Origin of the sequence: Colwellia sp. MB3u-8 (assembly GCF_014076985.1) — a bacterium.
Taxonomy (GTDB): domain Bacteria; phylum Pseudomonadota; class Gammaproteobacteria; order Enterobacterales; family Alteromonadaceae; genus Cognaticolwellia.
The window spans coordinates 15,119-41,210 of sequence record NZ_JACGVA010000058.1 but is presented as its reverse complement, the minus strand read 5'-3'; the positions used below and the strand labels follow the sequence as shown (position 1 = coordinate 41,210).

Genomic DNA, 26,092 nt, shown 5'->3' with positions numbered 1-26,092 from the left:
CTGTATCGTATTCAAATATCGATTAAACTTTAGTCACTTATACACGGATATGGTTTTTTATCTGCTTTTTTAGTCTTATTTAAGCGCTATGATGAGTAGGCAGCATTTGAGAGCTTTGCTGAAAAACGTCATGCATGGGCAAAACACAAAGCGGGCTGTTCGATGTTATCTTGTAGCTGTTAAGTTTCTATAGCGATTAATAAGGTGGGTATTATTACTTGATGTTGTCTTGATTTTTTCGACGATATTGCTCCGCAATGACCTTGATGATATCGCGCCAAGTAATAACACCAATAGCACATTTATTTTCATCGACAACAGGCAGGCAAGATATTTTGTGATCATGAAATAGCAATATTGCTTCAGACAAGCTGACATCTTCTGTGGTGGTGATCAGCTCTCGAGCCATGATTAAATGCACTTTTTTATTCAATATAAAACTATCTTGTGGAGTTTCTTTACGCGTACCTATCGTAGGGCTTAAGTTTTTCCATAAATCACGGTCGGTAATAATGCCAGTTAAGGTGGTTTTATCTTTGATCAAAATATGATGTATATTATGTTGATCAAACAATTTTTTAGCACTCTCTAAGCTGTCATCTAACTCTAACGTTATCAAATTACGTTGCATTATTTTATTAATATTCATGTTGTTATCTTTTTCCTTCTGCTTAATACACGGTGACTTTAATAGGTCTGGTTATTTCATTGATAACATTTAATAAGTCATAACATAACTAAAAACCAGCAAGTTGTCGCTGTTATTTTTAATGGTTGTGTGAGATAAAAAACAACTTGTCACAAAACTGTCATGTTGCTGTCTTACAATAGCCGCAGTTATAAAAATTATCATAGTTGAAGGTGTTTTTAAGTGGCCATTGCTTCTAAATCAGCAAACTATCGCAAGGTGAAAAATTCATTAGCAAAATGGATGATTACCTTAGGCGGTATCAGTGTTTTATTTACGCTAGTATTAATATTCATGTATTTACTTTACGTAATTAAACCTATCTTTGAATCTGCAAAAGTTGATGTAACAGCAAAATTTGTTATCAACGAAGAATATAAAGTGCTAGCAACAGGCGTTGATGAATTAAAAGAAGTTGCCTATAGCATTACTGAACAAGGCAAGATTAACTTTTATCAATTAGTTGATGGTGACGGGCATAAAGCCGGTGACAAAATACTTTCTCAACAATTGGTTGCTGATGGCGAAAGCCTAACGCAGCTGATTAATGTGGGTCAAAAGCAAAAGCTATTAATTGACAGTGCTGGTAATGTTCAGCTTATTGTCCCCAGTTTTACGGCTAATTTTACCAGTGGTAAAAGGGTCATTATTCCTAGTATTCGTTATCCGTTAGGTAAAGAATATTTACCCATTGATGAAAATAATGCAGCAATTACCAAGCTGTCGTTTGCTATGGATGATGAAAAAGCAATTTTCGTTGCTTTTACCCAAGATAAGCGCCTGATTAAAACTACTTTGTTAGCTGAAGATGACTTTAATTACGATACGGCGTATGACGTGCAATATCAAGAAATTGACTATGAGGCAAAGCAGGTTAATGATATTTTGGTATCGTCAGGTTTGTCTATGGCGTTTATTCGCCAAAATGATCAAGTTGCTGTGTTTTCATTAGATTATGAACCCGAGTTAAAAGCGACCATTATTCCACAACTGGCACAAAATAAATCAACACCTAATCATATTACCACTATGGCCTTATTATCAGGTGGTAGCTCAATTTTATTGGGTGATGACAATGGTTCAGTCAGTCAATGGTTCGAAGTTGCAACAGACGAAGGGCGTGAGTTTAAAGAAATTCGTCGTTTCAAAGTGAGTGACAATGAACCGATAACAGGCATATATACCGAGCAATATCGTAAAAGTTTTTATACCGAAACACCGTCAGGTGAAATGGGCATGTTTTATACCACCAGCGAAGCAGATTTATGGCGTGGTAATTTACACCAAGGTAATGCTCAAGCGCTTTCTATTGCCCCTCGTGCCGATGGTTTAGTGGTGTTTTCGAACAACGAATTGGCTATTTTCTCTGTCAAAAATGAGCACCCAGAAGTTACTTGGCAAGCACTTTGGCAAGAAGTTTGGTATGAAAGTTATCCTGAACCTGAGTTTATTTGGCAATCTACGTCTGGCTCTGATGATTTTGAAGCAAAATTTTCTTTGGTGCCTATTTCGTTTGGTACCATTAAAGCCGCATCATACGCTATGATGTTTGCCGTACCTATTGCCTTAACTGCCGCCATTTATACGGCTTACTTTATGACCCCAGGTATGCGCAGAAAAGTTAAACCGACCATTGAGATGATGGAAGCCTTGCCAACCGTCATTTTAGGTTTCTTGGCTGGACTTTGGTTAGCACCTATTATTGAAATTTACTTACCGGCTATCTGCTTATTGCTGGTTTTTATTCCATCCTCAGTGTTTATTACCGCTTTCTCATGGCACAAATTACCTCGAAAATATAAAACACTTGTTCCTGAAACATGGGCACCTATTATTTTAATACCGGCTATTTTACTGGCGGCTTATGCGGCATTCGCGTTATCTCCTGTGCTTGAATTACACTTGTTTGGTGGTGATGTTCGACAATATATTACTAATGATTTAGGCATTAGTTTTGACCAACGAAATGCTTTAGTTGTTGGTATTGCCATGGGATTTGCGGTTATTCCTACGATATTCTCTATGGCTGAAGATGCTATTTTTAGTGTACCTAGGCATTTAACCAGTGGTTCTTTGGCATTAGGCGCCACACAATGGCAAACCTTAATTAAAGTGGTGTTACTGACCGCCAGCCCAGGCATATTCTCTGCCGTTATGATGGGGCTTGGCCGTGCGGTGGGAGAAACCATGATTGTGTTAATGGCAACCGGTAATACCCCGATTCTTGATTGGAGTATTTTCCAAGGCATGAGAACACTTGCAGCAAATATAGCGGTTGAAATGCCAGAATCGGAAGTGGGTAGTTCTCATTATCGTATTCTGTTCTTGGCCGCATTTGTTTTATTTGTATTTACGTTTGTAGTCAATACGCTAGCTGAATTTGTACGTCAGCGTTTGCGTGAAAAATATAGCTCATTGTAAGGAAGGCGACATAGCATGAATAATTGGTTTAAGTCTGGCTCTCCTTGGGTGTGGTTGTCAGCAGGTGGTGTTAGCATCAGCCTGATATCGGTTTTAGGTTTACTGGGGTTAATCGCCTGGCGCGGTTTAAGTTATTTTTGGCCAGCAGATATTTATCAGTTTGAAATGACTAATAAGCAAGGTGAAAATTTAACGGTTATTGGTGAAATTTACGAAAGAGAAAGTATACCTGCATCGCAGTTGGTACATCTAAATCTCAATATTGACGAGTCAGCTGAAACTATTGAGCGACTATTAATTAAAACCGGTAACCGTGAATTAGTCAGTTTAGACTTTCGATGGATTTTAGTACCGCAAATTAATAACACCTCTTTACCTGCAGATTTAGTGGTTATTGAGCGTCGCACCAATGGTAATTTCTATGGTTTTATCGAGGAAGTTATTCTAGATGGTCAGGTGGTAGAGCAAAATGAAATGTTACAGCTCGTTGAGCGAGTTAGTGACTTTCAAGCTGAAATGGAAGACCTACAAAAGTCTGATATTGGCGCCATTAACTATCAAATTGAACGTACGCGTTTAAAAGAGCGCAAGCATATACTTGATGACACGCTTACTCCGCAATTGCAGCAAGAGTTTAAAGATAAAGTGGTGGGCTTAAAGGCTGATTATAGTGTGCTAGAAGAGCAGTTGATGGCTTTACGTGAGAAAATATCCCGTGACCAAATTGTTGTGCGCGCTATGGATGGACAAAAAGTTACCATTAACTTTGAAGATGTATTACAGGTTACCTTTAATAATAAACTCAACGTGTTTGAAAAGCTGAAAATGTTTTTTAGTCAAATTGGGGCCTTTGTTAGCGAAGATCCGCGTGAAGCGAACACAGAAGGTGGTGTATTTCCTGCGATATTCGGTACGGTATTAATGGTGCTGTTAATGACAGTGATTGTTTCGCCATTGGGCGTTGTTGCCGCCATTTATTTGCATGAATACGCCGGTAACAATGCGCTCACAAAACTACTACGCATTGCCGTCATTAACCTGGCAGGTGTGCCCTCTATTGTTTATGGGGTATTTGGTTTAGGTTTCTTTGTCTATATGGTGGGGGGGAGTTTAGATGATTTGTTTTATGCTGAAACACTGCCTAGCCCGACGTTTGGTACGCCAGGCGTTATGTGGTCAGCGCTTACCTTGGCTATTTTAACCTTACCTGTAGTTATCGTTTCAACTGAGGAAGGCTTATCGCGTATTCCTTCTGCTATGCGACACGGTAGCTTAGCTTTAGGCGCGACTAAAGCTGAAACCTTATGGCGTATTATTTTACCTATTGCGAGTCCGGCGATTATGACCGGCATTATTTTAGCCATAGCACGTGCGGCAGGTGAAGTTGCGCCATTGATGTTAGTTGGCGTGGTGAAAATGGCGCCAAACTTACCCCTGGATGGTAACTTCCCGTTTTTACATTTAGACCGTAAATTTATGCACTTAGGTTTTCACATTTATGACGTTGGCTTTCAAAGCCCCAATGTTGAAGCGGCCAGACCTTTGGTTTATGCCACCGCATTATTATTAGTGAGTATTATTGTTGCTTTGAATATAACCGCGGTCTCGATTCGTAATCGTTTGCGGGAAAAATATCGTATGTTAGATCAATAAGCTCAGACGATAAAAGCAAGCAATTTAAAAAATTAAAAGATGCACGGGAAGTAATTCCTATCTATTGAACAAGATTTAAAGAGAATACTATGATTTCTGTTACCCCAAAAAAATTATCAGAACACAGGGTTAAGCTAGATCTTAATAACCTGTCGCCAGAGCAAGTAGCGTTAGAAATTAAGAACCTAGACTTATATTATGGTAACAAGCAGGCATTGCAAAATATTTCAATGTCGATTCCTAAGGGGCAAGTCACTGCTTTTATCGGACCCAGTGGTTGTGGCAAGTCAACCTTGTTGCGTTGCATCAACCGGATGAATGATTTAGTCGATATTTGTAAGATAACAGGTGAAATAAACCTTAATGGTGAGAATATTTACGATCGCCATACCGATGTGGCGGCTTTGCGTCGTAAAGTAGGTATGGTATTTCAACGGCCAAACCCTTTCCCTAAATCTATCTATGAAAATGTTGTTTATGGTTTGCGTATCACCGGGGTCAACAACCGCCGTGTGCTAGACGAAGCGGTAGAAAAAGCCTTGCGTAGTGCGGCGTTGTGGAATGAGGTTAAAGATAGGTTACATGAGAGTGCTTTGGGGCTTTCGGGTGGTCAGCAACAACGTCTAGTGATTGCGCGCGCTATTGCTATTGAACCTGAAGTGTTATTATTAGATGAACCAACATCAGCTTTGGATCCTATTTCAACCTTAACCATTGAAGAATTGATCAATGATTTAAAGAAACAGTTTACTGTGGTTATTGTTACTCATAATATGCAACAAGCGGCGCGTGTGTCAGATCAAACTGCCTTTATGTATATGGGTGACCTTATTGAGTATAGTGACACCAATACGTTGTTTACGACGCCAGCAAAGAAGAAAACAGAAGATTATATTACTGGCCGTTACGGTTAAATAAAATTGACGATAAACAGAGGGTTATACCGTGGATAATTTAAATATTGGTCGTCATATTTCTGGCCAGTTTAACGAAGACTTAGAACGTATTATGAATCATGTTATGCATATGGGTGGCTTGGTTGAAAAACAGCTAGCTGATGCACTAACATCGGTTTGTGATGCGGATGAAGCGCTAGCGAAAAAAGTGCTCAGCAACGACTATTTGATTAATAACGCCGAAGTGACTATTGATGATGAGTGTACGCGCATCATTGCCAAGCGTCAGCCAGCCGCTGGCGATTTACGTCTAGTGATGGCGATTGTAAAAACCATTACTGATTTAGAGCGTATTGGCGATGAAGCAGGTAAAATTGCTAATGTCACCTTAGAAAGTTTATCAGGTAAGCATAAAGACTTATTATCCAATTTGGATAATTTGGGACGTCATGTGTTAACTTTTTTACAAGCCACTTTGGATGCGTTTACCCGCATGGACGTTGAAGCCGCGATTAAAGTACATAAAAACGATGATAAAATTGATCGCGAATATGAAGCCTTAATGCGCCAACTTATGACTTATATGATGGAAGACCCACGTTCAATTCCACAAGTGATGAGCGTTATTTGGTCAGCCCGAGCGTTAGAGCGTATTGGTGATCGTTGTCAAAATATTTGTGAATACATTATTTATTTTGTCAAAGGTAAATCCGTTCGTCATACCACACCTGAAGATTTCGACTCCTTATCTTAAATCCTCATCTTAAATTAATGTATTTAGTCATAGACATTATTAGCTATTTTATGGCTAATAATGTCTATGATTTTAATTGCACTGATAAACAATAATCATGCGATAAACAGCCGCTGTCTTGTGATAAAACCTTTGAATTCACTTTCAAATGCTTTAATATCCGCTTCGAATAAAAAACAAAGAGCTTAAGCTCCTGGAAATTAATTATGGCCAGAAACTCAATTATTGGCATATTTGCAAAGTCGCCAATTAAACCCTTAGAAAAACATATCCGAATAGTACACAAGTGTTGTAGTCAACTTGTGCCTTTTTTCGCGGCAGTGACCGAAGAAGATTGGAGCAGTGCAGGAAAAATTCGTAAGAAAATTTCTAAATTGGAATGTGATGCTGACGATTTAAAACGTCAAATTCGCTTAGAACTTCCAGGCGGTTTATTTATGCCCGTCGATCGTGCTGATTTACTAGAGTTATTATCTCAACAAGATAAAATTGCCAATCGTGCAAAGGATATTGCCGGACGTATCTTTGGCCGAAAATTAACCATTCCTACCGAATTACAAGCGCAGTTTATTGCTTATGTAGCGCGTAGTATCGACGCAGCTGAAAAAGCCGCAGATGCAATAAATGAACTGGATGACTTATTAGAAACGGGATTTCGTGGTCGTGAAGTTGAGTTGGTCACTAAAATGATCAGTCAACTTGATGAAATTGAAGATGACACAGATGGTATGCAAATTAAATTACGTAAAGATTTATTAAATATTGAAAAAGATTTAAATTGCATAGATGTGATGTTTTTATATCAAATCATTGATTGGGTTGGCGACTTAGCTGATCTTGCCGAACGTGTTGGCGCACGTTTAGAAATTCTTTTAGCTAGAAAATAAGGCTGACTTATGGAAATTTTACTCTCACATGGCTCTACGTTAGTCATGATCGCCGCTGCTGTCGGCTTTTTTATGGCATGGGGCATAGGTGCAAACGATGTTGCTAATGCCATGGGAACATCAGTTGGTTCAAAAGCATTAACCATTAAGCAAGCGATTATTATTGCCATGATTTTCGAATTTGCTGGTGCATATTTAGCGGGTGGTGAAGTTACATCAACGATCCGTAAGGGCATTATTGACCCCGCGTTATTTGTCGATATCCCTGAATTATTAGTCTTTGGTATGATCTCTGCCTTATTAGCTGCGGCAACTTGGTTGTTAGTGGCGTCTGTTTTAGGTTGGCCGGTGTCTACTACTCACTCAATTGTTGGTGCTATTATTGGCTTTGCTGCCATCGGCATAAGCCCTGATACAGTCGCTTGGGGTAAAGTAGGCGGCATTGTGGGTAGTTGGGTTGTTACACCCTTGATCTCAGGTGTTATTGCTTTTATTATTTTTAATAGTGCACAAAAACTCATTTTTGATACCGACAAACCATTAGAACAAGCAAAACGTTATGTGCCGTTTTACATGTTTTTAGCGGGTTTTGTTTTATCGTTAGTGACCATTAAAAAAGGTTTAAAACATATAGGTTTAGAGAATATAAACTTAGGTTTTTATAACTTTGAAATTGCCGGCGCTGGTGGCTATTACTTAGCGATTATTGTCGCTGCTATTGTTGCTATTATTGGTAAGTTTTTTATCACCCGTCTTAAGTTTGATGAAAAAGCAGATAAAACTACACATTACGCTAATGTTGAAAAAGTATTTGCTGTCTTGATGATAGTCACCGCTTGTTGTATGGCGTTTGCTCATGGTTCAAATGACGTTGCCAATGCCATTGGGCCATTAGCTGCTGTGGTTAGTATTGTCGATAACGGTGGTGAAATTGCCAAGAAAGCTTCACTAGTTTGGTGGATTTTACCACTGGGTGGTTTAGGTATTGTTGCCGGCCTTGCCTTGTTTGGTCATCGTGTTATGGCCACTATTGGTACCGGCATTACTCACTTAACACCGAGTCGAGGTTTTGCCGCTGAGTTAGCCGCTGCATGTACAGTCGTTATTGCTTCAGGTGCAGGCTTGCCTATTTCAACCACACAAACATTAGTGGGTGCGGTGCTAGGGGTAGGAATGGCGCGTGGTATTGCTGCGATTAATTTAGGTGTCGTGCGTAATATTGTTATCTCTTGGGTCATTACTTTACCCATAGGTGCAGGCCTTTCAATTATCTTCTTCTGGATAATGAAAGGTATATTTAGCTAATAGGCTAAGTATGCAAACGTAAATCAAGCCAGCAATTATGCTGGCTTTTTTATGTTCAGCCTGTTCCTAGCCATCCCTAGCTCCATGGCATTAGTACTTACATGTACATCGATGTGAAAGCAGGTTGATGTTCAGGTCCTTCAGCTATGCTCTTTTTTGTGGCATTTTTTGTGTCATTAGCACTGCTCGGTAATTGCTCTGGAATTACTGCATTGACTTAGCTGCTTGTAATAACATCTTCGTCAATGTGCAAAAGTGATGAAGTGGGTGAGATAATAGGATTGCTACGAGTTGAGATAATGGCATGACTGCTGTTTTTTTATGCTAATGAAAGTAATTATCAATACAAGTCAATAAAATGGCTTGCGAGCGAGTTTAATTCCCGATACTATGTCGCCTCTTTCGAAGTGAATACTATGTTTATCTGGTTTATTCATTTAAAGACAGTGCCTTGATAGCTCAGTCGGTAGAGCAGAGGATTGAAAATCCTCGTGTCCCTGGTTCGATTCCGGGTCAAGGCACCATATTTAACTTTAACACCCTTCAGTAAAAACTATTTTTCCTATATAATACAACGTCATTAGCCCAACTCAGGGTTGATGACGGTTATTAACAGTTTATTAAAACCACACTTTTTAGTAACATCAGTAGTAACACCAGCGCAATGTTACTAAAGGTAGTGTTACTAAAATGGCTAGAATAACTAATCCGCTTACCAATACCGAAGTAAAACAAGCTAAACCTAAAGACAAAGAATATAACCTTGCTGATGGCAATGGCTTAATGCTGCGCGTAAAGCCCAATGGCTCAAAGCTATGGCTTTTTAATTACTTTCGCCCCTTTACTAAAAAAAGAGCTAACTTAAGTTTTGGCTCATATCCTGATTTATCGTTATCTGATGCTCGGTTAAAACGACAAGCGTCAAGAGAGCTAATCGCTAAAGATATTGACCCTAAAACCCAAAAAGAAAAAGAGCACACCACAAAACGCAAAGAGCTTAACAATACCTTTGAAAAAATTGCTTTGGCTTGGTTCGAGCTTTATAAGAAAAAAGTAAAAGAAAAAACCGCTTTTAATACATGGAGCGCATTAGAAAATTATATTCTTCCCCACATTGGTAAAAAACCTATTGCTGAAATTGAAGCTTTTTATGTGATTGAAATTATTCAACTGTTAGCTAAAAGTGGTAAATCAGAAGTGGTTAAAAAGCTATGTCAAAAGCTTAATAAAATAATGACCTTTGCGGTTAATACGGGGCTAACAAACGCCAACCCCTTGCTGGGTATTAAAGATGCCTTTTCTGCTCCTGCCGTTGTTAACCTGCCAGCATTAAAGCCCCAAGAATTGCCAAGTTTAATGAAAACGATTACTGCGGCTAATCTAAAAATTCAAACTAGACTGTTAATTGAGTGGCAGTTACATACCATGTGTAGACCAGGCGAGGCGGCTGGCGCAATGTGGCAAGAAATAGACCTTGAAAAAAAGTTATGGAATATACCAGCCGAACGGATGAAAAAGAGCAAGCCACATACGATACCGCTTTCTGATTATGCTTTATCTATTATGGAAAAGATAAAACCGTTTAGTCACCATAAAGAATATGTATTCCCAAACCATGTAAATTCAAAAGACCATATCAATAAAGAAGCGGTAAATAACGCATTAAAGCGCATGGGGTACAAAAATAAACTCGTTGCTCATGGCTTTAGAACTATCGCCAGTTCAACGCTAAACGAGCAGGGTTTTGATCCTGATGTTATCGAAGCCGCCTTGTCACACGTAGATAAAAACGAAGTGCGTAGAACTTATAACCGTACAGATTATTTAGAGCGTAGACGAGTAATGATGGCTTGGTGGTCTGATCATATTGAACAGGCATCATTAGGAAATATTAATAATTCAAAAATTTTAAAGGTTGTAGGGATACATGAGTAAATTATTTAAATTTAAGGAATGGCTTTCTCTTGATGATGCTTGTAAAAGATTAAGTACCGTTCTTGAGGAAGAAGTCAGTGTTCATGACCTTATTCAACTGGTAATTGACAATAGAATAAGCATATCTTGGTATTTTAAAAGCAATCAATACATAAAAGCTGTAGAGGTTGTAATGGATAATGTTTATGTAGTGGATCCTTTAAAAGGCGAAGAATTTCTATCAGCTAATGCCCCTATTCCTGATATTACCAACCAAATGGCTAGAGTACCAAAAGGCGAATATTTTAGAGTTTTTATAGATGATGAACTTCGTATGTGGGAAAGCAATTTATACTCATCATACAGAACATTTAGTAGTCCAAAACGGTTAGAAGGAGCATACAAAGTTCGTATTGACTCAGGCGGAATAAAGGGTGTTTTGGAGAGCTTCTTATTTAAAGCAGAGCTTGATTTTGACGAATACATATTTACAGGAATTATTGTTGAAGATGATGAAGGGACTCTATATAAGTTAGTATACGAAGACTATAATCGTTTTAATGAAGTTAATGGATTAAATGATCTCGATGATTTTAATAGAGTCGAATTCGAAATGGCTAAATGGGAGCGCCCACCATATCCAATACGGCTAATTCCAAAATTAATAGACTTAGTTATATTAAGAAAAGATCTTGATAAGTTCGAAGATGAATTAACAGAGCCTAAACCAATCACAGAGCCTAGAACTCCTACACAAATTTTGACAGTGTCTCTTGGTATAATGACAGAATTGTTAGCTAAAAAAACAAGTCAAATTAATAAAAATAAAAAGCTAAATTTCAGCCAGCTTTCTAAAGAAATAGAACAAGAAGCGGCAACTTTAGGAATAGAGTTAAATGAAATATCAAACCTACAACGCGACTTATCTCAAGCGCACAAAATAATTCAAAAACTAAAAAAATAAATCATGGCCAGCCAAGCAGTTTTTTGGCTGGCCACCATTCCCAATAGGTTTATTAATATTCTATAACAACTCAAACAACACAGAGAGTTTTTATGAATACATATCAAGTTAAACAGCAGCCACGAATTTTGCGCCGCCCTGAAGTTCTAGAACTTACAGGTTGGTCAAAAAGCACTTTATACAATCGTATAGAAGCCCAGCATTTCATAAAACCCATATCACTAGGACTACGAAGTATTGGATTCGTATCAAGTGAAGTCAATGCGGTTTTAAACGCAATGATTCAAGAAAAATCACCTGAGCAAATTAAGCAGCTTGTTCAAGAGTTAATCAACCAACGCACCAAAGCGGCATAAGGGGTAATATGGAAAATTTATTATTTACCGCCCCTGATGGCGCTTTACCAGAGATCACTAGTCCAGCTTATGAATTATTATCAATTCTTGATGATGAACATAAGCACGCAAGAGATCACCTTTGTACTGAGCTTGGTGGAGGCTTTAGAGCGTATCTACAGCAGTTAACAGGTGAGTATTACCAACATTGGCTAATTCATACTGAACAAGGCGAGTACAAAGGGAAAAAACAAACATTTTACTGGCTAGATTACAGGCACTTTTCTTGTGACTGGGAGCAAGATAAAGACGCTCGAACCATTGCCCGAAAGCAATATAAAGACAGATCGTATTACGGTACTAAAAGCGCAGTTAAACGCATGGAACAAGCAAGACAAGAAAAAGCCGAAGCTGATAAGGAATATCACCAGCGTATAGCAAGTAAAAAGCCCACTGAGGATTAACAAAGTAGGCTTTCCTTTGAACTGGCTAGTGGATGAAGTTTTGCGGCTAAGCCACTAGCTAATAACAAGAGTATAACTGAGAAATTAAGTTAGTGATTACATACTTGCTATATATCGTGGATATTCACTTGTTCTTTATTGGTCACTATTTATAGGTTTTTTACCCTCTAAATTAATACCACTTAAGAAACAGACCATATATAGACCATATAATAACAGGTAAGTAATGACTAACTACGAGCTAGGTAATTAATAATATCCTTTAGCATTATCTTAGTTAGTAAACTATCTAATGGCATATATAACCAAAGACAAAGCAATAACAGTAAACGGCAATACTTGGTGGGTAAACTCACAAGGAAGTGGATTAATTGCGCACTCCATAAAAGCAATGATTAACCAGATTGATGCGATGTTAAGTCACCATAGCAAAATACACATAATACGCTTTGATCTTCGAGTTTATGAATACACCGAAAATAACGGCATTATTACGGCATTTAATCGCAGATTACATAAATGGTCAAAACGTAAGTACAACTTAAAGCGTGTCGGTTTTGTGTGGTGTAGAGAGCTAGAAACAGCTAAACAACAGCACTATCACTATACGTTAATGATTGATGGTCACAAGGTTAACTATCCTTATGAAGTAACGAACAAGGTTAAAGAGATATGGCGGCAATTAGACGGTTCAGAATACTTTCCTGACAACTGCTATTACAATGTAAAGCGAGATGACTATGAGTCGATACAGAGCGCTATCTGGCGAATATCTTACTTAGCTAAAGCAAGGGGTAAAGGTTACAAGCCTGATCAGACTAAAAACTATGGCACTAGTCGGATAAAGCTAAACGATAGGCAATAAAAAAGCACCAATGAATGGTGCTTAATTTTTTACTCATTACTTGAATGTAAGAGTATTAAACAGATTAGCTTACTGTTTTTTAAATCTACGTGATGCTAAACCCATAAGTCCTAATGCGAAGATGGCAAGGGTAGAAGGTTCTGGAACTTCTGCTGCTTTATAAGCCAAGTTATCAAAAGCATTAAATGTACCAATGCTATTATCTAGTGTAATAGAAGCAGATACCGTAACAGAATTAAAAATTGTATTTCCTGTGGCGATAACACCGAAGAAACCTATATAAGGGTTATTTCCAGAAGACATAGCATCAAATGTAACTCCATCAATTGTAATCAAACTTATTTCATCGCCAAAGTCGTAATTAAATGTATCCCAACCAAATGCCATAGCATACTCAGGAAGAGTTATAGTCAATGAAGAATTATTATTGTAACCATTTAAATTTAAGAAAGATGTGTTATCGATTCCAGTACCTGAACCATTTTCCCCAGTAATAGCATCAAATGTTACGAATCTGTAGCCAGAATCCGAATAATTCAATGTATTTAACGTTGTGTTCGAATTATCTAAATTAACGTCAGTTTGGATTGAATTAAAGTTCTCTTCAAAAGTAGGAACTCCAACAGCAGATAACCAATCAGCTCTATCTGTGTAAACAATCAATCCAGCATTAGCAAAACCACTCACAAATAAAACCAAACCAGCCAAAGCCGCTCTTAACATTTTTACATTCATCGTATTTTCCTTTGTAATACATTCCTTGAGATAAAAAGTATTATTATTATAGTTGTTGCTAATAAAGCAATAAATATACCGCTCTTAATAAAGTCTATTATTTCAGTGTGATAGTAAAAAAGAATAATACTTTAATTATAAAAGTGTAAAATAGTCTGACACTCTTATAATACTTTAATTATAAAAGTGTAAAATAGTCTGACACTCTTTCGTCCGCAACCAGCTCTATTTATTACATTTATTTAACAAAAACATTCCTGCCTAATCCCCTACATCAAACAACCTTATTAATGACATTGAATTAGCAAGGCAGACCTAACGTAGAACAACTCGCCCCATAAGAACCTAGAAAAGTAGTAAGTTAAGCCTGTTTTTCGTACTAGATAAAAGTGATACAATGTAAACTTATCATTACAACATAGGTTTTAATATGACAACAGCTAACAAAACACCTACCAGTAAATACATGGCTGGCGATATCAGGCATTTAATCAACCAAGCTATTCAAGATGAGTTAGCCAAGTTACCAGCGACACTTGCTGAAATTAAAGACCCTATTCAAAGGTTAAATTTTTTAACTAAATTTATGCCGTTTGTATGTGCGCCTATTAAGCAAGTTGGCGTGAGTACAGCACGTAGAGAAGTAGGCGAAGATAATATGTTTTCTCTTTAGTTTATGGAGTGAAAAGCAATGCCAAAAGGTCATCATTACGGTAGAACACAAACAAGGGCTTATACTTCCGAGTATCACCGTATAAATGCCAGTGTATTTAAGTCGTTACTTACTAAGCCAGTTGGTAGCTATTCAATCCATTGTGATCAACTTAGTGATGAGCATACAAAATTAAGCTTAAAAGAAAATAAAAATGGTATTCGTTATCTAACATTCACCATAAACGATAAGCCTCACACAATAGGGCTAAAACTCGATAATCGAAGCGCCAGCAATAAACTATACATTACTTGCCCATACTGCCAAAAACAACGCCAGAGCCTTTACGCGATCAAATACGCCTACGCTTGTCGACAATGTATCGGCCTACAATACGCCTGCCAAAGTGAACGCCCACCAGAAAGGCTTATGAGGCGCATTAGAAAGCTTAGAAAAGAGCTATGGGGTTATGATTGGCCTGAAGTGAATAATATGTTTGAACAAGTCGTTTACTGGCCTAAACCTAAATGGATGCGCTGGAAAACCTTTGAGCATAGGCGCAATAAGATAACTGAGTTAGAAAAACAATATTGGCCAATGGCAATCAATAAGATGAAAACATCATTTGGCAATAATTTCATGCCTGATTATTAAAATTAAAGAATAGATATTTAACGTCCGCGAGGTATGATAATTTATTTTAATTACAGTTTACTAAAGGGAATTAAATCTATGAAAAGAGTTATTTTAGCTTCAATTATAGCTGGGTTATTAAGTGGCTGTGCCTCAACTATCGGTTATAACTTTTCGGTGGGTAGTGAAGAAAGTGTTACTGAGGGAATTACTTATAATTATGATAAATTCGAAAAACATGGTTGGTTGACTACTGAAATGTATTTGTTGAGTAAACAGTCTCCAGCTATAACGATTAAATATCGTTCTTTGTATAAAAATGATAAACAGTCTTTCATCCAGCTTTATGGACGAATGGGAAGCGCTGATTGGTGCTTCCTTGATAGCGCATATGATGAGAATGGTAGAAAATATAACTTTCATAAAATAGATAGAGAAGTCAGCTCTGGAGGTGGAGTGATTGTTGTATTTGAGTACTTTTCTCTAGATCTGACTATTGAGCAATTAAAGAGGTTTGCTGATCAAAGTATCGAATTTAAAATATCAGGCGACCGTTGTAATGCGAAATTTACTCTAGATAAGAAAATATCTTCTGCTTTTTTGAATGCTATTACCAAAAAGGAGAACGGATAAACCTTAGCTTTATTACTCTATAGTATTTAATTTTTAGAGATTAGGATCATGAAGTTACTGCGAGGTATTGTCTGTTGAAATTTGTTAAGGTTTTTCTTGGGTCATAAATAGAAATCTTAAAGTGACTTTTTGTTTTAGTAACACCATTAGTAACACTGTTCTTGTTGATTTTGTTTTAAATTATTATTTATCAGTTACTTGGTTGTCTTATGCGACGCAGGGTCAAGGCACCATATTAATATTTTAGTAAAAAGCATTCTAGTAAAAAAATATTCTAGTAAAAAATCTAAAGCCTTAACATTTATATGTTGAGGTTTTTTTTTGGCTGAAATTTACCTTTGCTCTCTCTTGATGATTTTTTTTGATGCTGATGTTGATGTTATTGTGCCGGCAACTATTTTTTATCGGACATAAAAAATGCCCACTAATCAGCAGGCACTTTATTGAGTTCGTTTGCTCTGTTGGCAAAAAACCTATTTTTTCTGAGCCTGTTTACTGGCACTTTTAGTGGCTCGACGCTCGGCTATTACTTGTTTTATGTCGCCGCCAATATGTTCTTCACCTCGCGCTTTAGCAAGGTTGATTTGCTTTTCACGCTCCTGAAAACCACTTTTTTGCTCGTCAGTGTATTTATCATAACAACGTGGGCAACTGACGCCTTGAATATAATGCTCGCTGGTTTTTTCTGCTGCTGTGATTGGATAACGACAGGCAAAGCATTGGTCATATTGACCACGCTCTAAATCATGGTTAACGGCCACTCGGCTGTCAAATACAAAGCATTCGCCTTGCCACATGGTGTCTTGCTCAGGGACTTCTTCAAGGTATTTTAATACGCCACCTTCTAGATGGTAAACTTCTTCAAAGCCTTGCTCTTTTAGATAGGCGGTGGACTTTTCACAGCGTATACCGCCGGTGCAGAACATAGCGACTTTTTTGTGTTTATTTTTATCTAAATTTTTCGCGACATAATCAGGAAATTCACGAAAGCTTTCGGTGTTTGGGTTGATAGCATTTTTAAAGCTGCCAATTTCTACTTCGTAATCATTGCGGGTATCTATCAAGAGCATTTCGGGATCAGAAATAAGGGCATTCCAATCTTTGGGTTTAACATAAGTGCCAACGGTAAGTGTTGGATCTATACCTTCGATACCCATGGTGACAATTTCTTTTTTTAATTTAACTTTCGTGCGAGCAAAAGGATTGTCTTGATGAAACGAGCATTTAGATGAGACACCAGATAAACGACTGTCACTGTTAATAAAGGCGAGTACGGCGTCTATGCCAATTTGTGATCCAGCGATAGTGCCGTTGATACCTTCAAGCGCTAAAAGTAAGGTGCCTTTAACTGCATTGTCTTCCATCACTTGTAGCAAAGGTGGCTTAATAGTGTCGAAGTTCTCTAAGCGAACAAATTTATATAAGGCGCAAACGGTAATCTTATTCATATTTTATTGACCCATTGAGCGAGCCTGATAGTAAGTCAGGAGCTATAGATTGAATGTTAACCTACCACTAAGGCAGGCGTGCTAATTTAGCATATATTGATAAATCGGCAGCATTCTAGCAAATGTCGATTCTGGCGAATAGTGTTTAGATCATTTTTGTTAAAGACAAGTCAAGTGTGGCTGTAAACTTGGCCCTGCCACATATTGTTGACAGCTGTTTATCAAGTATATTTTCTTGGCATAGCCTTTATGACAACGCTTGTTATAATACGGCGCATTGCTATTTAATAACGTGTATTGTAAACACGTATTTTACCTATTTTTTTCTGGAGTTGTTTAGCCCATGTCTAACACCAATTTACTTAATGAAACGCACAACCCGGCTTTAACTAGCTGGGTAGAGTCTGCCAATGTAGAAAATTGTGACTTTCCAATACAAAATCTACCTTTTGCTAGTTTTAAACGAAAAGACAGTAAAGAAGACTGTCGAGCAGGTGTAGCCATTGGTGATCAGGTTATTGATTTAAAAGCGCTATTCGCTTTGGATATTTTTGCTGGCGACACACAATTAGCCTTGGAGCAATGTTGTCACATTCAGTTAAATGCTTTTATGGCGATGGGTAACCGTTTTTGGAGCGCTTTACGCCAAGCGTTATCACAAGCATTAACCCAGGGCTCAGCATTACAAACGAAATTAGCATCATGCTTAATCGCACAAACCGATGTTGAATTTGCTTTGCCATGTCAAATTGGTGATTACACTGATTTTTACACTTCGATTCATCATGCCACATCCGTTGGTAGCAAGTTCCGTCCTGATAATCCGTTATTACCCAATTATAAATGGGTTCCTATTGGTTACCATGGTCGTTCTTCGTCAATTGAGATCTCTGGTAGTAACTTTAAGCGTCCTAAAGGACAAACTAAGGCACCAACAGCAACAGAGCCTTCTTTTGGTCCATGTAAACGTTTAGATTATGAAATGGAAGTAGGTATATTTATTGGTAAGGGTAATGCTTTGGGTGAGCCTATTAGTATCGAAAATGCCGAAGATCATGTTTTTGGTATGTGTTTATTTAATGATTGGTCAGCACGAGATATTCAAGGTTGGGAATATCAGCCTTTAGGGCCATTTTTGTCAAAAAGCTTTGCATCAACAGTTTCTCCGTGGATTGTAACGTCAGAAGCGTTAGCACCTTACCGGTTAGCATGGACACGTGATGCAGCTGATCCTCAGCCTATGCCTTACTTAGAGTCAGAGCACAATCGAGATTTTGGTTCTTTAGATTTAAGTTTACAGGTATTAATTGAAACTGAGACCATGCGTAATGCCAAGCAAGCACCGGTGCAATTGTCGCAATCAAGTTTTAAAGATTCATATTGGACCGTGGCGCAGATGGTAGCGCACCATACGGTTAATGGTTGTAACCTGCGCTCAGGTGATATGTTTGGTAGCGGCACACAGTCGGGCCCTAAACCAGAAGAAGCAGGTTCAATGCTTGAATTATCGAATGCTGGCTCAGAGCCTATTCACTTGCCTAATGGTGAAACTCGTACTTTCTTAGAAGATGGCGATTGTGTCATTATGAAAGGTTGGTGTGAAAAAGTTGGGGCTGCGCGCATAGGTTTTGGTGCAGTAAGCGCTACTGTTTTAGCCGCTGATTAAACTATCCTACTATTGAACTATTAAAGCTCCTAAATTGGAGCTTTTTTTATGTTTGATTCACTATATTACTAGCCATTGAGCAGATTACTGACTTCCCTCCTAGCGACCAAAGTAAACAAAAAATTAATATTGATAACTTAACTTTAATGAGGCTTTTTACCTCACTAAATACCGACTTTAGAAAAAGTTCATTTTTTTTATGTTTTTTTTTATTGATTAAATATGCAGGTAACATTTAATTTATTACGAAAAGCTTCGCACGTGCTTCGTTTGCACATTTCAATTTAACACATAAGGGCTGTGGACTATAGCGTGACTGCTTATGCTAATGTGCTTTGCATAAAGCTTGACTATATTTTGCATATTAATTATTTTTATAGATTCAATGTTAAAGGTCAGTGAAAAAGACTACTTGTAAAATATTTCAAGCTGTTTTATAAAGCGGTAAGCCATTTTAATTGTCGACAACAATATGATTTTTTGTGATAAGCAAAACGGGTAAAAATAAAATTATAAAATAGATATTTATAAAATAAATAATTATTAAAAACATATTCAAATATATTAGGAAGAAAATAACATGTCTACAACATTTCGTACTGGTACTTTAGCTCTTGCCATTGGCTTAGCGTTAGGAACAGCACCTAGTTTTGCCGCAGGTTTTGCCGAAGAAGCCGCAAAAAAAGAAAGCATTGAACGTATTGCCGTCGTTGGTTCACGTTCAGCTCCGCGTTCAGTAGCTGAGTCTCCAGTGCCAATTGATATCATTGGTGGTGATGAGTTAGGTAAAAACGCCTCAAGTGATATGCTTGATATGTTAGTAGGCGCAATTCCTTCATTAAATGCCCGTGCACAACCTATTAGTGATGCTGCATCATTAATTCGTCCAGTAAATTTACGTGGTTTACCTTCTGATTCAACCTTAGTGCTTTTAAATGGTAAACGTCGTCACCGTGCCTCTGTTATTGCTTTCCAAGGTGGTGGCATTAATGATGGCGCACAAGGTCCTGATATTTCAGTTATCCCAAGTGTCGCTATAAAGCAAGTTGAAGTGCTTCGCGATGGTGCTGCTGCACAATACGGCTCTGATGCAATTGCTGGTGTAATGAACTTTGTACTTAAAGATGACGCAGATGGCGGTTCAATGTCTGTGAAACAAGGTTCATATTACGAAGGTGATGGTGATCAAACGATTATAGACGGTAATGTCGGTTTACCATTTACTAAAGATGGTTTTGTTAACTTAAGCTTTCAATTAAAAAATGCGGATGCAACTAGCCGAAGTGTACAACGTCCTGATGCAGCAAACATTGCAAGTCAAGGTAATGCTTCTATCCAGAATCCAGCGCAAATTTGGGGTAACCCAGAAGTTAAAGACGATATTACGTTTTTCGGTAATGTTGGCTTAGATCTTGGTAATGATAAAGAATTTTACACGTTTGGTAACTATTCTGAGCGTGATGTAACCGGTGGTTTTTATTACCGTAACCCACATAACCGTGGCAATGTTTTCTCGGTTGATGGCGGTGAAACCTTACTTGTAGGTGATGTTGGCGAATCAGAAGGTGCAGCGCGTACTTGTGCTGTCGTTAATATTCCAAAAAATAGTGATGGCTCTGACGGTAACGTTTTAGATAGCCTTGACTATCAAGCAATGGTAGCTGATCCAAATTGTTTCTCAATGAACCAAATTATGCCAGGTGGTTATACACCACAATTTGGTGGCAACATCACAGATACCTCATTAACTGTTGGTACTAAAGGCGAAATTAACGAAGGATTCTTAAAAGAGTGGTTTTTTGATGTTAGTGGCTCAGTAGGTCGCAGTGAATCTAAATTTAACTTAAAGAATACCTTAAATCCATCACTTGGTTTAGATACACCGTTAGATTTTGATACCGGTAGTTATATCCAAATGGAAAAAACTTTTAACTTTGATTTAGTGAAAGGTTTTGACATGGGTCTTGAAGAGCCAGTTAACGTTGCTATGGGTCTTGAGTGGCGAGAAGAAAGTTTTGAAATAGTTTCAGGCGGAAAAGCTTCATGGGAAGCGGGTGCTTATGCAGACCAAGGTTTTAACATTGGCTCACACGGTTTTAAAGGCTTTGGTCCTGAAACTCAAGGTCGTAACGACCGTCGCAACGTTGCCGCCTATATTGATGTTGAAGCCCAAGTAACAGAAGACTTTTTAGTTGGCGCAGCTGTTCGTCACGAAAGCTTTAATACTTTTGGTAGCACAACTAATTACAAATTAACTGCACAATTAAGACTTAACGATGAGATTTCACTACGTGGCTCTCATAGTACGGGTTTTAGAGCACCAACAGTGGGTCAAGCCAATGTGGTTAATACACAAACTTCATTAGTTGCTGGTGAGTTAATTCAAACTTTCCTTGCGCCGCCAACTAACCCATTGTCAAAATTTTATGGTGGTAAAGAGTTAACGCCAGAAGAGTCAAAAAGTTTTGCTTTTGGTGGTGTTTATCAATATGACGACTTCTTCTTTACCCTTGATTACTACAACATTGAAGTAACTGACCGTTTAGCACAGTCAAGTCAAATAAATGTATTAGCAGATGACTACACAGCGCTTGAAGCATTAGGTGTTGTTAACCCTGAGCTAATTTCAGCGGTTTCGTATTTTTCTAATGATTTTGACACTACCACACAAGGTGTTGATGTTGTTGCAAACTATACAATGGCATTAATGGGCGGCGATACCTTGTTATCATTAGCTTATAACTGGAATGAAACAACGGTTGATCAGTTTAATCCAGAGACGACTAATGAAGGTAAAGTTCATCGTTTAGAAGAAGGTATGCCTGATCATCGCGCTACCTTTACTGTTTCTCAATCTTGGGAAGATGTATCAGCTTTTGTGCGTGTAAACTACTTTGGTGAGTATTTTGCAACGCATGCTGATGATGCTTGTGCTGTGGGTTGTTGGAACGAAATTGCTGATTCAGCGGTTACTGTTGATGCAGAAGTAAGCTACTTCTTAAATGATAGTATTACCTTGTCAGCCGGTGCTAATAATATCTTTGATCAAGAAGCACAAAAGTTACCTGCTGAATCATACGGTCAGTTAGGTGCTGAATACTACGAAAGTGGACCTTTTGATTACAACGGTGGTTTCTACTACGTAAAAGCAACTTATAACTTTTAATGTAAAAGTTAATTAAGTCTAAAAAGCCATATCATTTGATATGGCTTTTTTATGTTCAGGCCTCTTTCATACCTTCTGTATTTTTAAAGATTACTGCTGCTCGACAAATTTTTCCGCATGACGCTGTTGACTTACCTCCTTGTTCGTCACTTAGGATCACTTAGTGGTTCAAACAAACAGGCATTGAGTGCGGTGGCTAACTCACCCCGTTTAGCGGTTAGTTACTTTTATTAGATAAGATGTTGTTTTATTTTGTTTTGTTTTATATAACTTTGTTGGTATTTATCTAATTCGGCAAGTCTTTGCTCTGCTATGGCTGATTTAATCTCAAGCCCTTTCAAACCCTGTTCAACAAAAGGCTTGGCTGTTACTCGGTTGAGCATTTTAAAGCCAGTGTAGAGAAATTCTTTTTGTTGGTATTCAGCTATTTCCAAGCCATAGCGCACAGTAAAATCTGCTTGGCAACAAAGTAAAAAATCATCAAACTCTTCTGGTTTGCGCCAAACATCTAATTGATTATATAGCTTTAAAATAGTACTAGCTTTTAATTGAAATACTTTATGTGCATATAGGTGAAACTGACAAACCTTTAGCGCCAAATTTTTGTGTGCTGTTGGCACTCTTAAACGCTTACAAACCGCCTCGATTAAAGCCACCCCAGCTATTTCATGATCAGCATCAGCAGCTATGTTATCTGGTGGGGTTAACGACTGACCTAGGTTATGGCAAACACTAGCAAACCTAACGGTCGTTTTTTCAGAGAGTAAAACCGCTTGTTTGAGTACCATCATAGTCTGTGATCCGGAGCAAATTTTTGCCTGCGATTTTGCTAGGTCTGGCGTGTCCCATAAATTATGTAAATCAGGCCAAAGCGATTTCAGGGCTTGGCATTGATATAACACTTGAAAAAACACTTCAGGGTGAGTGTCGGCTAAGCTGCGCTCCATTTCTTGCCATATTCGTTCAGCAGAAAGACTGGATAATTCACCACTTTCACTGAGTTTGGTCATTAAGGCTAATGTTTCTGGTGCTATGGTAAAACCATAATCGTGATACCTAGCGGCAAAACGAGCAACACGTAAAACCCGTAGAGGGTCTTCAATAAAAGCTGGGGAAACATGGCGTAATAGGCGATTATCTAAGTCTATTTGGCCGTTGTAAGGATCAATTATTTTACCACTTTCATCCATCGCCATAGCATTAATACTGAGATCTCTGCGCAGTAAGTCTTCCTCAAGCGTAACGCTTGCTGATGCATCGCAATTAAAGCCGGTATAGCCTTGGCCCGCTTTTTTTTCGGTGCGAGCTAAGGCGTATTCTTGTCTGCTTTGTGGGTGGATAAATACTGGAAAGTCTTTGCCGACTTGTAAAAAGCCAAGGTTGAGCATTTCTTGAACGCTAGAGCCGACCACAACATAGTCATTGTCAACAACAGGGCGTTTGAGGAGAGCATCGCGTACGGCGCCGCCGACTAAAAAAGTGTTTAGTTGCTGTGTTATATTTGCCATTGAGCGCTATAAACCTCTGAAAATGAGTAATGTATAGGAAATTATATTGCTTAACTTTAACATAATAGCGACTGACTTTTGACATATGATTGCGTTCAGGTTAATTTTGCAGGGTCAATTCATCAGTTAAGATTTCCTATGTATACAAGTTATTTTGGTTTAGAAGAAAAGCCATTTTCAATTGCCCCAAACCCTGATTATTTGTTTATGAGTGATCGTCACCGCGAAGCCCTTAATCACTTAACTTATGGCTTAGGTGATACCGGTGGGTTTGTCTTACTTACCGGTGAAGTCGGCACGGGGAAAACCACGCTGAGTCGGCATTTAATGGCAAACTTGCCAGAAAATACCCAAGCCGCTTTTATTCTTAATCCCACTTTATCTAGTCAAGAGTTGTTAGCGACCCTTTGTGATGAATTAAAAATTCGTTATCGAAAAACAGGCGCAACCTTAAAAACCCTCACCGATAAAATACAACAAAAGTTACTCAAAAATCATAGTGATGATCTTAATACCTTGTTGATTATTGATGAAGCGCAACATTTGCAACCTGAAGTATTAGAGCAGCTCAGGCTATTAACCAATTTAGAAACTAACACCAAAAAACTTTTACAAGTGATTTTGATTGGTCAACCTGAATTACAGCAGTTATTGCAGCGTCGAGATTTACGGCAATTAGCGCAAAGAATTACGGCGCGCTATCATTTATTACCCCTGAATAGGCAAGAAGTTGAGCAATATCTTAAACACCGCCTGTCTGTAGCAAAATGTTTTCGTAATATTTTTGATAAAAGTGCCATTAGCGCCATCCATAAAATTTGTCACGGTATTCCGCGTTTAATGAACTTGTTAGCCGAGCGATCTTTGATAAATGCTTATAATAGTAACAATGCCGTGGTTAACCGTAAAATTGTACTTCAAGCAGCTCATGATGCCTTAGGTGATGAATTTCAAGTAAAGCCTTGGTGGCAACGTTCGTCGGCAAAAGCTGGCGCCCTAGTGACTGCATTAGGCTTAGTTTTAGCGCTAGGCGTTTGGTGGGGAGCGTATCAACCTCAGGGGCTTTTTTTAGAGACTAAGGTAACTCGTGCGGCTATAAATCAGCCAGAACCTATGGCTGAGCAGAAACCGTTAGTTGATCGAGAAGCGCCAGCTGTTGTTACTACAGCATTAGCTCAAGCAGAGGGTGGTACGAGTCATGATATTAACAGCGGTACTCATAATGATACTAATCTGCTTGCCTTGGCGGTCGATCAAACGACTCAGGCTGAAGCAAGTAACACTAAGCTTGAAAATGAACTTGGGGTAGCGACGAGTAAAACGATTAGTCATCAGGCAGGGTTAACTGATGATAAAGGCGATACGCAACAATACATAGCGAGTGAAAGTAGGTTAGCCGACGCGCAAATTGCTGTGCCAACAAGCGTACAAAGGTCAGCGCTAAAGTCTAATAAAGTGACGGGTGAAAACTTTGTCGTTAAAGCTGAAGCTGGGGTGTCTGACGAGTTGTTGGCAAGTTTTCAATCGGCTATCGAGCACACCAAACAAAGTGACCCTGCTAGAGAAGATGTAGTAGCAGGCAGTAGCGAACTCATACCGCTGGCACAAATGCCAACTTGGGTGCAAGACGGGGTGCCTTCGCTGGCGTTTGAAATGCATCTTTATGCTAGTGATGGGCAAGGTTGGGTAAGGGTGAATGGCCGTGATCGTTATGAAGGCGATTATATTAGTCGCGAATTACTGCTTAATGAAATACTGCCACAACGGGTAGTACTGAGTTTTCGAGGGGAGAAATTCACTATGTCTGCGTTATCTACTTGGCATTAGAGTAAAAAATTAGCCGCAGTCTTATCAATAATAACTCAGGTTAACCATCAGCCTTCACAGCTGATGGTTGATCTTTTTACCTACTGCCAAGCTGGCATTTGGGCTTCGTAATTTTCTATCTTAGCAATTTTATTTAACGTCCAACCCACACTGTCAACTCCGTTTTCTAAACAGTATTTATGGAAAGGCGCAATAGTAAAATCATATTGTGCACTGGCTGTTTTAACCGTACTGGCGACTAAGTCAACGGTAAGCTGTTGTAGACCCTCTTTTGACTGTTGAAACAGCGTCGCTATAGCTTCTTCCGGTAATATCACAGGTAAAATACCAATATTGATACAGTTAGCATAGAAAATATCGGCAAAACTAGACGCGATAATAACTTGAAAACCATACTCTTGCAGCGCCCAAGGTGCATGCTCGCGACTTGAACCACAACCAAAGTTTTCACCAGCGAGTAAAATACTTGCCCCTTGATATTGTGGCTTATTAAGGACAAATTCAGGATTGTTTTCGTTACCTAGATTGTCTAGATAGCGACGGTCATGAAATAGGTGTTGGCCAAAACCTGTGCGAGTCGTTTTTTGTAAAAATTGTTTTGGAATTATTTGATCGGTATCAACATTCGCTGTGTCCAATGGCACAACTAAGCCATGATGTTGGTTAAATTTTTCCATG

General features: G+C 38.4%; 22 protein-coding genes and 1 tRNA gene. 18 read left to right on the top strand and 5 right to left on the bottom strand.

The window, feature by feature from the left end:
• Window positions 1-214: 214 nt before the first annotated feature.
• On the bottom strand, window positions 215-649 hold the full coding sequence (locus H4J54_RS04940) for a CBS domain-containing protein (protein WP_182189818.1): 435 nt from the start codon (window positions 647-649) through the stop codon (window positions 215-217).
• 282 nt (window positions 650-931) lie between these two features.
• Here H4J54_RS04940 and H4J54_RS04935 point away from each other — a divergent pair, with 282 nt between their 5' ends.
• The 12 genes from H4J54_RS04935 (at window position 932) to H4J54_RS04880 (ending at window position 13,146) form a co-directional block, all read left to right on the top strand.
• Complete coding sequence (locus H4J54_RS04935) at window positions 932-3,109, top strand: ABC transporter permease subunit (protein ID WP_182190130.1); 2,178 nt, start codon at window positions 932-934, stop codon at window positions 3,107-3,109.
• A gap of 15 nt (window positions 3,110-3,124) precedes the next feature.
• On the top strand, window positions 3,125-4,762 hold the full coding sequence (pstA, locus tag H4J54_RS04930; RefSeq protein WP_182189817.1) for a phosphate ABC transporter permease PstA: 1,638 nt from the start codon (window positions 3,125-3,127) through the stop codon (window positions 4,760-4,762).
• Between the two features lie 89 nt (window positions 4,763-4,851).
• Window positions 4,852-5,676 carry a phosphate ABC transporter ATP-binding protein PstB gene (gene pstB, locus H4J54_RS04925; protein WP_182136523.1) on the top strand — a complete coding sequence of 275 codons (825 nt, stop codon included), beginning with the start codon at window positions 4,852-4,854 and terminating at the stop codon, window positions 5,674-5,676.
• Window positions 5,677-5,707: 31 nt separating this feature from the next.
• Window positions 5,708-6,412 carry a phosphate signaling complex protein PhoU gene (phoU, locus tag H4J54_RS04920; RefSeq protein ID WP_182189816.1) on the top strand — a complete coding sequence of 235 codons (705 nt, stop codon included), beginning with the start codon at window positions 5,708-5,710 and terminating at the stop codon, window positions 6,410-6,412.
• A gap of 206 nt (window positions 6,413-6,618) precedes the next feature.
• Window positions 6,619-7,299: a TIGR00153 family protein gene (locus H4J54_RS04915; RefSeq protein ID WP_182189815.1), complete on the top strand. Its 681-nt coding sequence runs from the start codon at window positions 6,619-6,621 to the stop codon at window positions 7,297-7,299.
• Between the two features lie 9 nt (window positions 7,300-7,308).
• Window positions 7,309-8,604: an inorganic phosphate transporter gene (locus H4J54_RS04910; RefSeq protein ID WP_182189814.1), complete on the top strand. Its 1,296-nt coding sequence runs from the start codon at window positions 7,309-7,311 to the stop codon at window positions 8,602-8,604.
• 448 nt (window positions 8,605-9,052) lie between these two features.
• Window positions 9,053-9,128 (top strand) — tRNA-Phe (locus tag H4J54_RS04905).
• A gap of 166 nt (window positions 9,129-9,294) precedes the next feature.
• On the top strand, window positions 9,295-10,539 hold the full coding sequence (locus H4J54_RS04900; protein ID WP_182189813.1) for an integrase domain-containing protein: 1,245 nt from the start codon (window positions 9,295-9,297) through the stop codon (window positions 10,537-10,539).
• Window positions 10,532-11,482 carry a hypothetical protein gene (locus H4J54_RS04895; RefSeq protein WP_182189812.1) on the top strand — a complete coding sequence of 317 codons (951 nt, stop codon included), beginning with the start codon at window positions 10,532-10,534 and terminating at the stop codon, window positions 11,480-11,482. Before H4J54_RS04900 ends, H4J54_RS04895 begins: the two co-directional genes overlap by 8 nt.
• Before the next feature lie 92 nt (window positions 11,483-11,574).
• A complete protein-coding gene (locus tag H4J54_RS04890) occupies window positions 11,575-11,838 on the top strand; it encodes an AlpA family transcriptional regulator (protein ID WP_182189811.1) in 264 nt (87 codons plus the stop codon).
• An 8-nt stretch (window positions 11,839-11,846) separates the two neighbouring features.
• Window positions 11,847-12,281, top strand: coding sequence for a hypothetical protein (locus H4J54_RS04885; protein ID WP_259367170.1), 435 nt, complete (start codon window positions 11,847-11,849; stop codon window positions 12,279-12,281).
• 292 nt (window positions 12,282-12,573) lie between these two features.
• Complete coding sequence (locus tag H4J54_RS04880; RefSeq protein ID WP_182189810.1) at window positions 12,574-13,146, top strand: inovirus-type Gp2 protein; 573 nt, start codon at window positions 12,574-12,576, stop codon at window positions 13,144-13,146.
• A gap of 69 nt (window positions 13,147-13,215) precedes the next feature.
• On the opposite strand, the gene H4J54_RS19375 is transcribed toward H4J54_RS04880, so the two are convergent.
• On the bottom strand, window positions 13,216-13,881 hold the full coding sequence (locus tag H4J54_RS19375; RefSeq protein WP_259367171.1) for a PEP-CTERM sorting domain-containing protein: 666 nt from the start codon (window positions 13,879-13,881) through the stop codon (window positions 13,216-13,218).
• Window positions 13,882-14,311: 430 nt separating this feature from the next.
• On the opposite strand from H4J54_RS19375, the gene H4J54_RS04870 reads away from it, so the two are divergent.
• The 3 genes from H4J54_RS04870 to H4J54_RS04860 all read left to right on the top strand — a co-directional run bounded on the left by H4J54_RS04870 (window position 14,312) and on the right by H4J54_RS04860 (window position 15,799).
• A complete protein-coding gene (locus tag H4J54_RS04870; protein WP_182189809.1) occupies window positions 14,312-14,554 on the top strand; it encodes a hypothetical protein in 243 nt (80 codons plus the stop codon).
• 18 nt (window positions 14,555-14,572) lie between these two features.
• Window positions 14,573-15,187 (top strand): hypothetical protein, encoded by a 615-nt coding sequence (locus H4J54_RS04865; protein WP_182189808.1) that lies wholly within the window; start codon window positions 14,573-14,575, stop codon window positions 15,185-15,187.
• Window positions 15,188-15,265: 78 nt separating this feature from the next.
• Window positions 15,266-15,799, top strand: coding sequence for a hypothetical protein (locus H4J54_RS04860; RefSeq protein WP_182189807.1), 534 nt, complete (start codon window positions 15,266-15,268; stop codon window positions 15,797-15,799).
• Between the two features lie 473 nt (window positions 15,800-16,272).
• Here the strand turns inward: H4J54_RS04860 and H4J54_RS04855 are convergent, their stop codons facing one another.
• A complete protein-coding gene (locus tag H4J54_RS04855) occupies window positions 16,273-17,247 on the bottom strand; it encodes a rhodanese-related sulfurtransferase (protein ID WP_182189806.1) in 975 nt (324 codons plus the stop codon).
• Window positions 17,248-17,590: 343 nt separating this feature from the next.
• Between H4J54_RS04855 and fahA the strand changes: the two genes are divergently transcribed.
• Together fahA and H4J54_RS04845 are read left to right on the top strand one after the other, a co-directional pair.
• Window positions 17,591-18,913: a fumarylacetoacetase gene (gene fahA / locus H4J54_RS04850; protein WP_182189805.1), complete on the top strand. Its 1,323-nt coding sequence runs from the start codon at window positions 17,591-17,593 to the stop codon at window positions 18,911-18,913.
• A gap of 580 nt (window positions 18,914-19,493) precedes the next feature.
• The gene (locus H4J54_RS04845) at window positions 19,494-22,079 is read left to right on the top strand and encodes a TonB-dependent siderophore receptor (RefSeq protein ID WP_182189804.1); all 2,586 of its coding nucleotides are present in this window, start codon (window positions 19,494-19,496) and stop codon (window positions 22,077-22,079) included.
• Window positions 22,080-22,309: 230 nt separating this feature from the next.
• Here the strand turns inward: H4J54_RS04845 and H4J54_RS04840 are convergent, their stop codons facing one another.
• Window positions 22,310-23,587: a multifunctional CCA addition/repair protein gene (locus H4J54_RS04840; RefSeq protein ID WP_182189803.1), complete on the bottom strand. Its 1,278-nt coding sequence runs from the start codon at window positions 23,585-23,587 to the stop codon at window positions 22,310-22,312.
• 138 nt (window positions 23,588-23,725) lie between these two features.
• On the opposite strand from H4J54_RS04840, the gene H4J54_RS04835 reads away from it, so the two are divergent.
• Window positions 23,726-25,414, top strand: a complete 1,689-nt coding sequence (locus H4J54_RS04835; RefSeq protein ID WP_182189802.1) for an AAA family ATPase — start codon at window positions 23,726-23,728, stop codon at window positions 25,412-25,414.
• Between the two features lie 80 nt (window positions 25,415-25,494).
• Here the strand turns inward: H4J54_RS04835 and leuD are convergent, their stop codons facing one another.
• Window positions 25,495-26,091, bottom strand: coding sequence for a 3-isopropylmalate dehydratase small subunit (gene leuD / locus H4J54_RS04830; RefSeq protein WP_182189801.1), 597 nt, complete (start codon window positions 26,089-26,091; stop codon window positions 25,495-25,497).
• Window position 26,092: the final 1 nt, after the last annotated feature.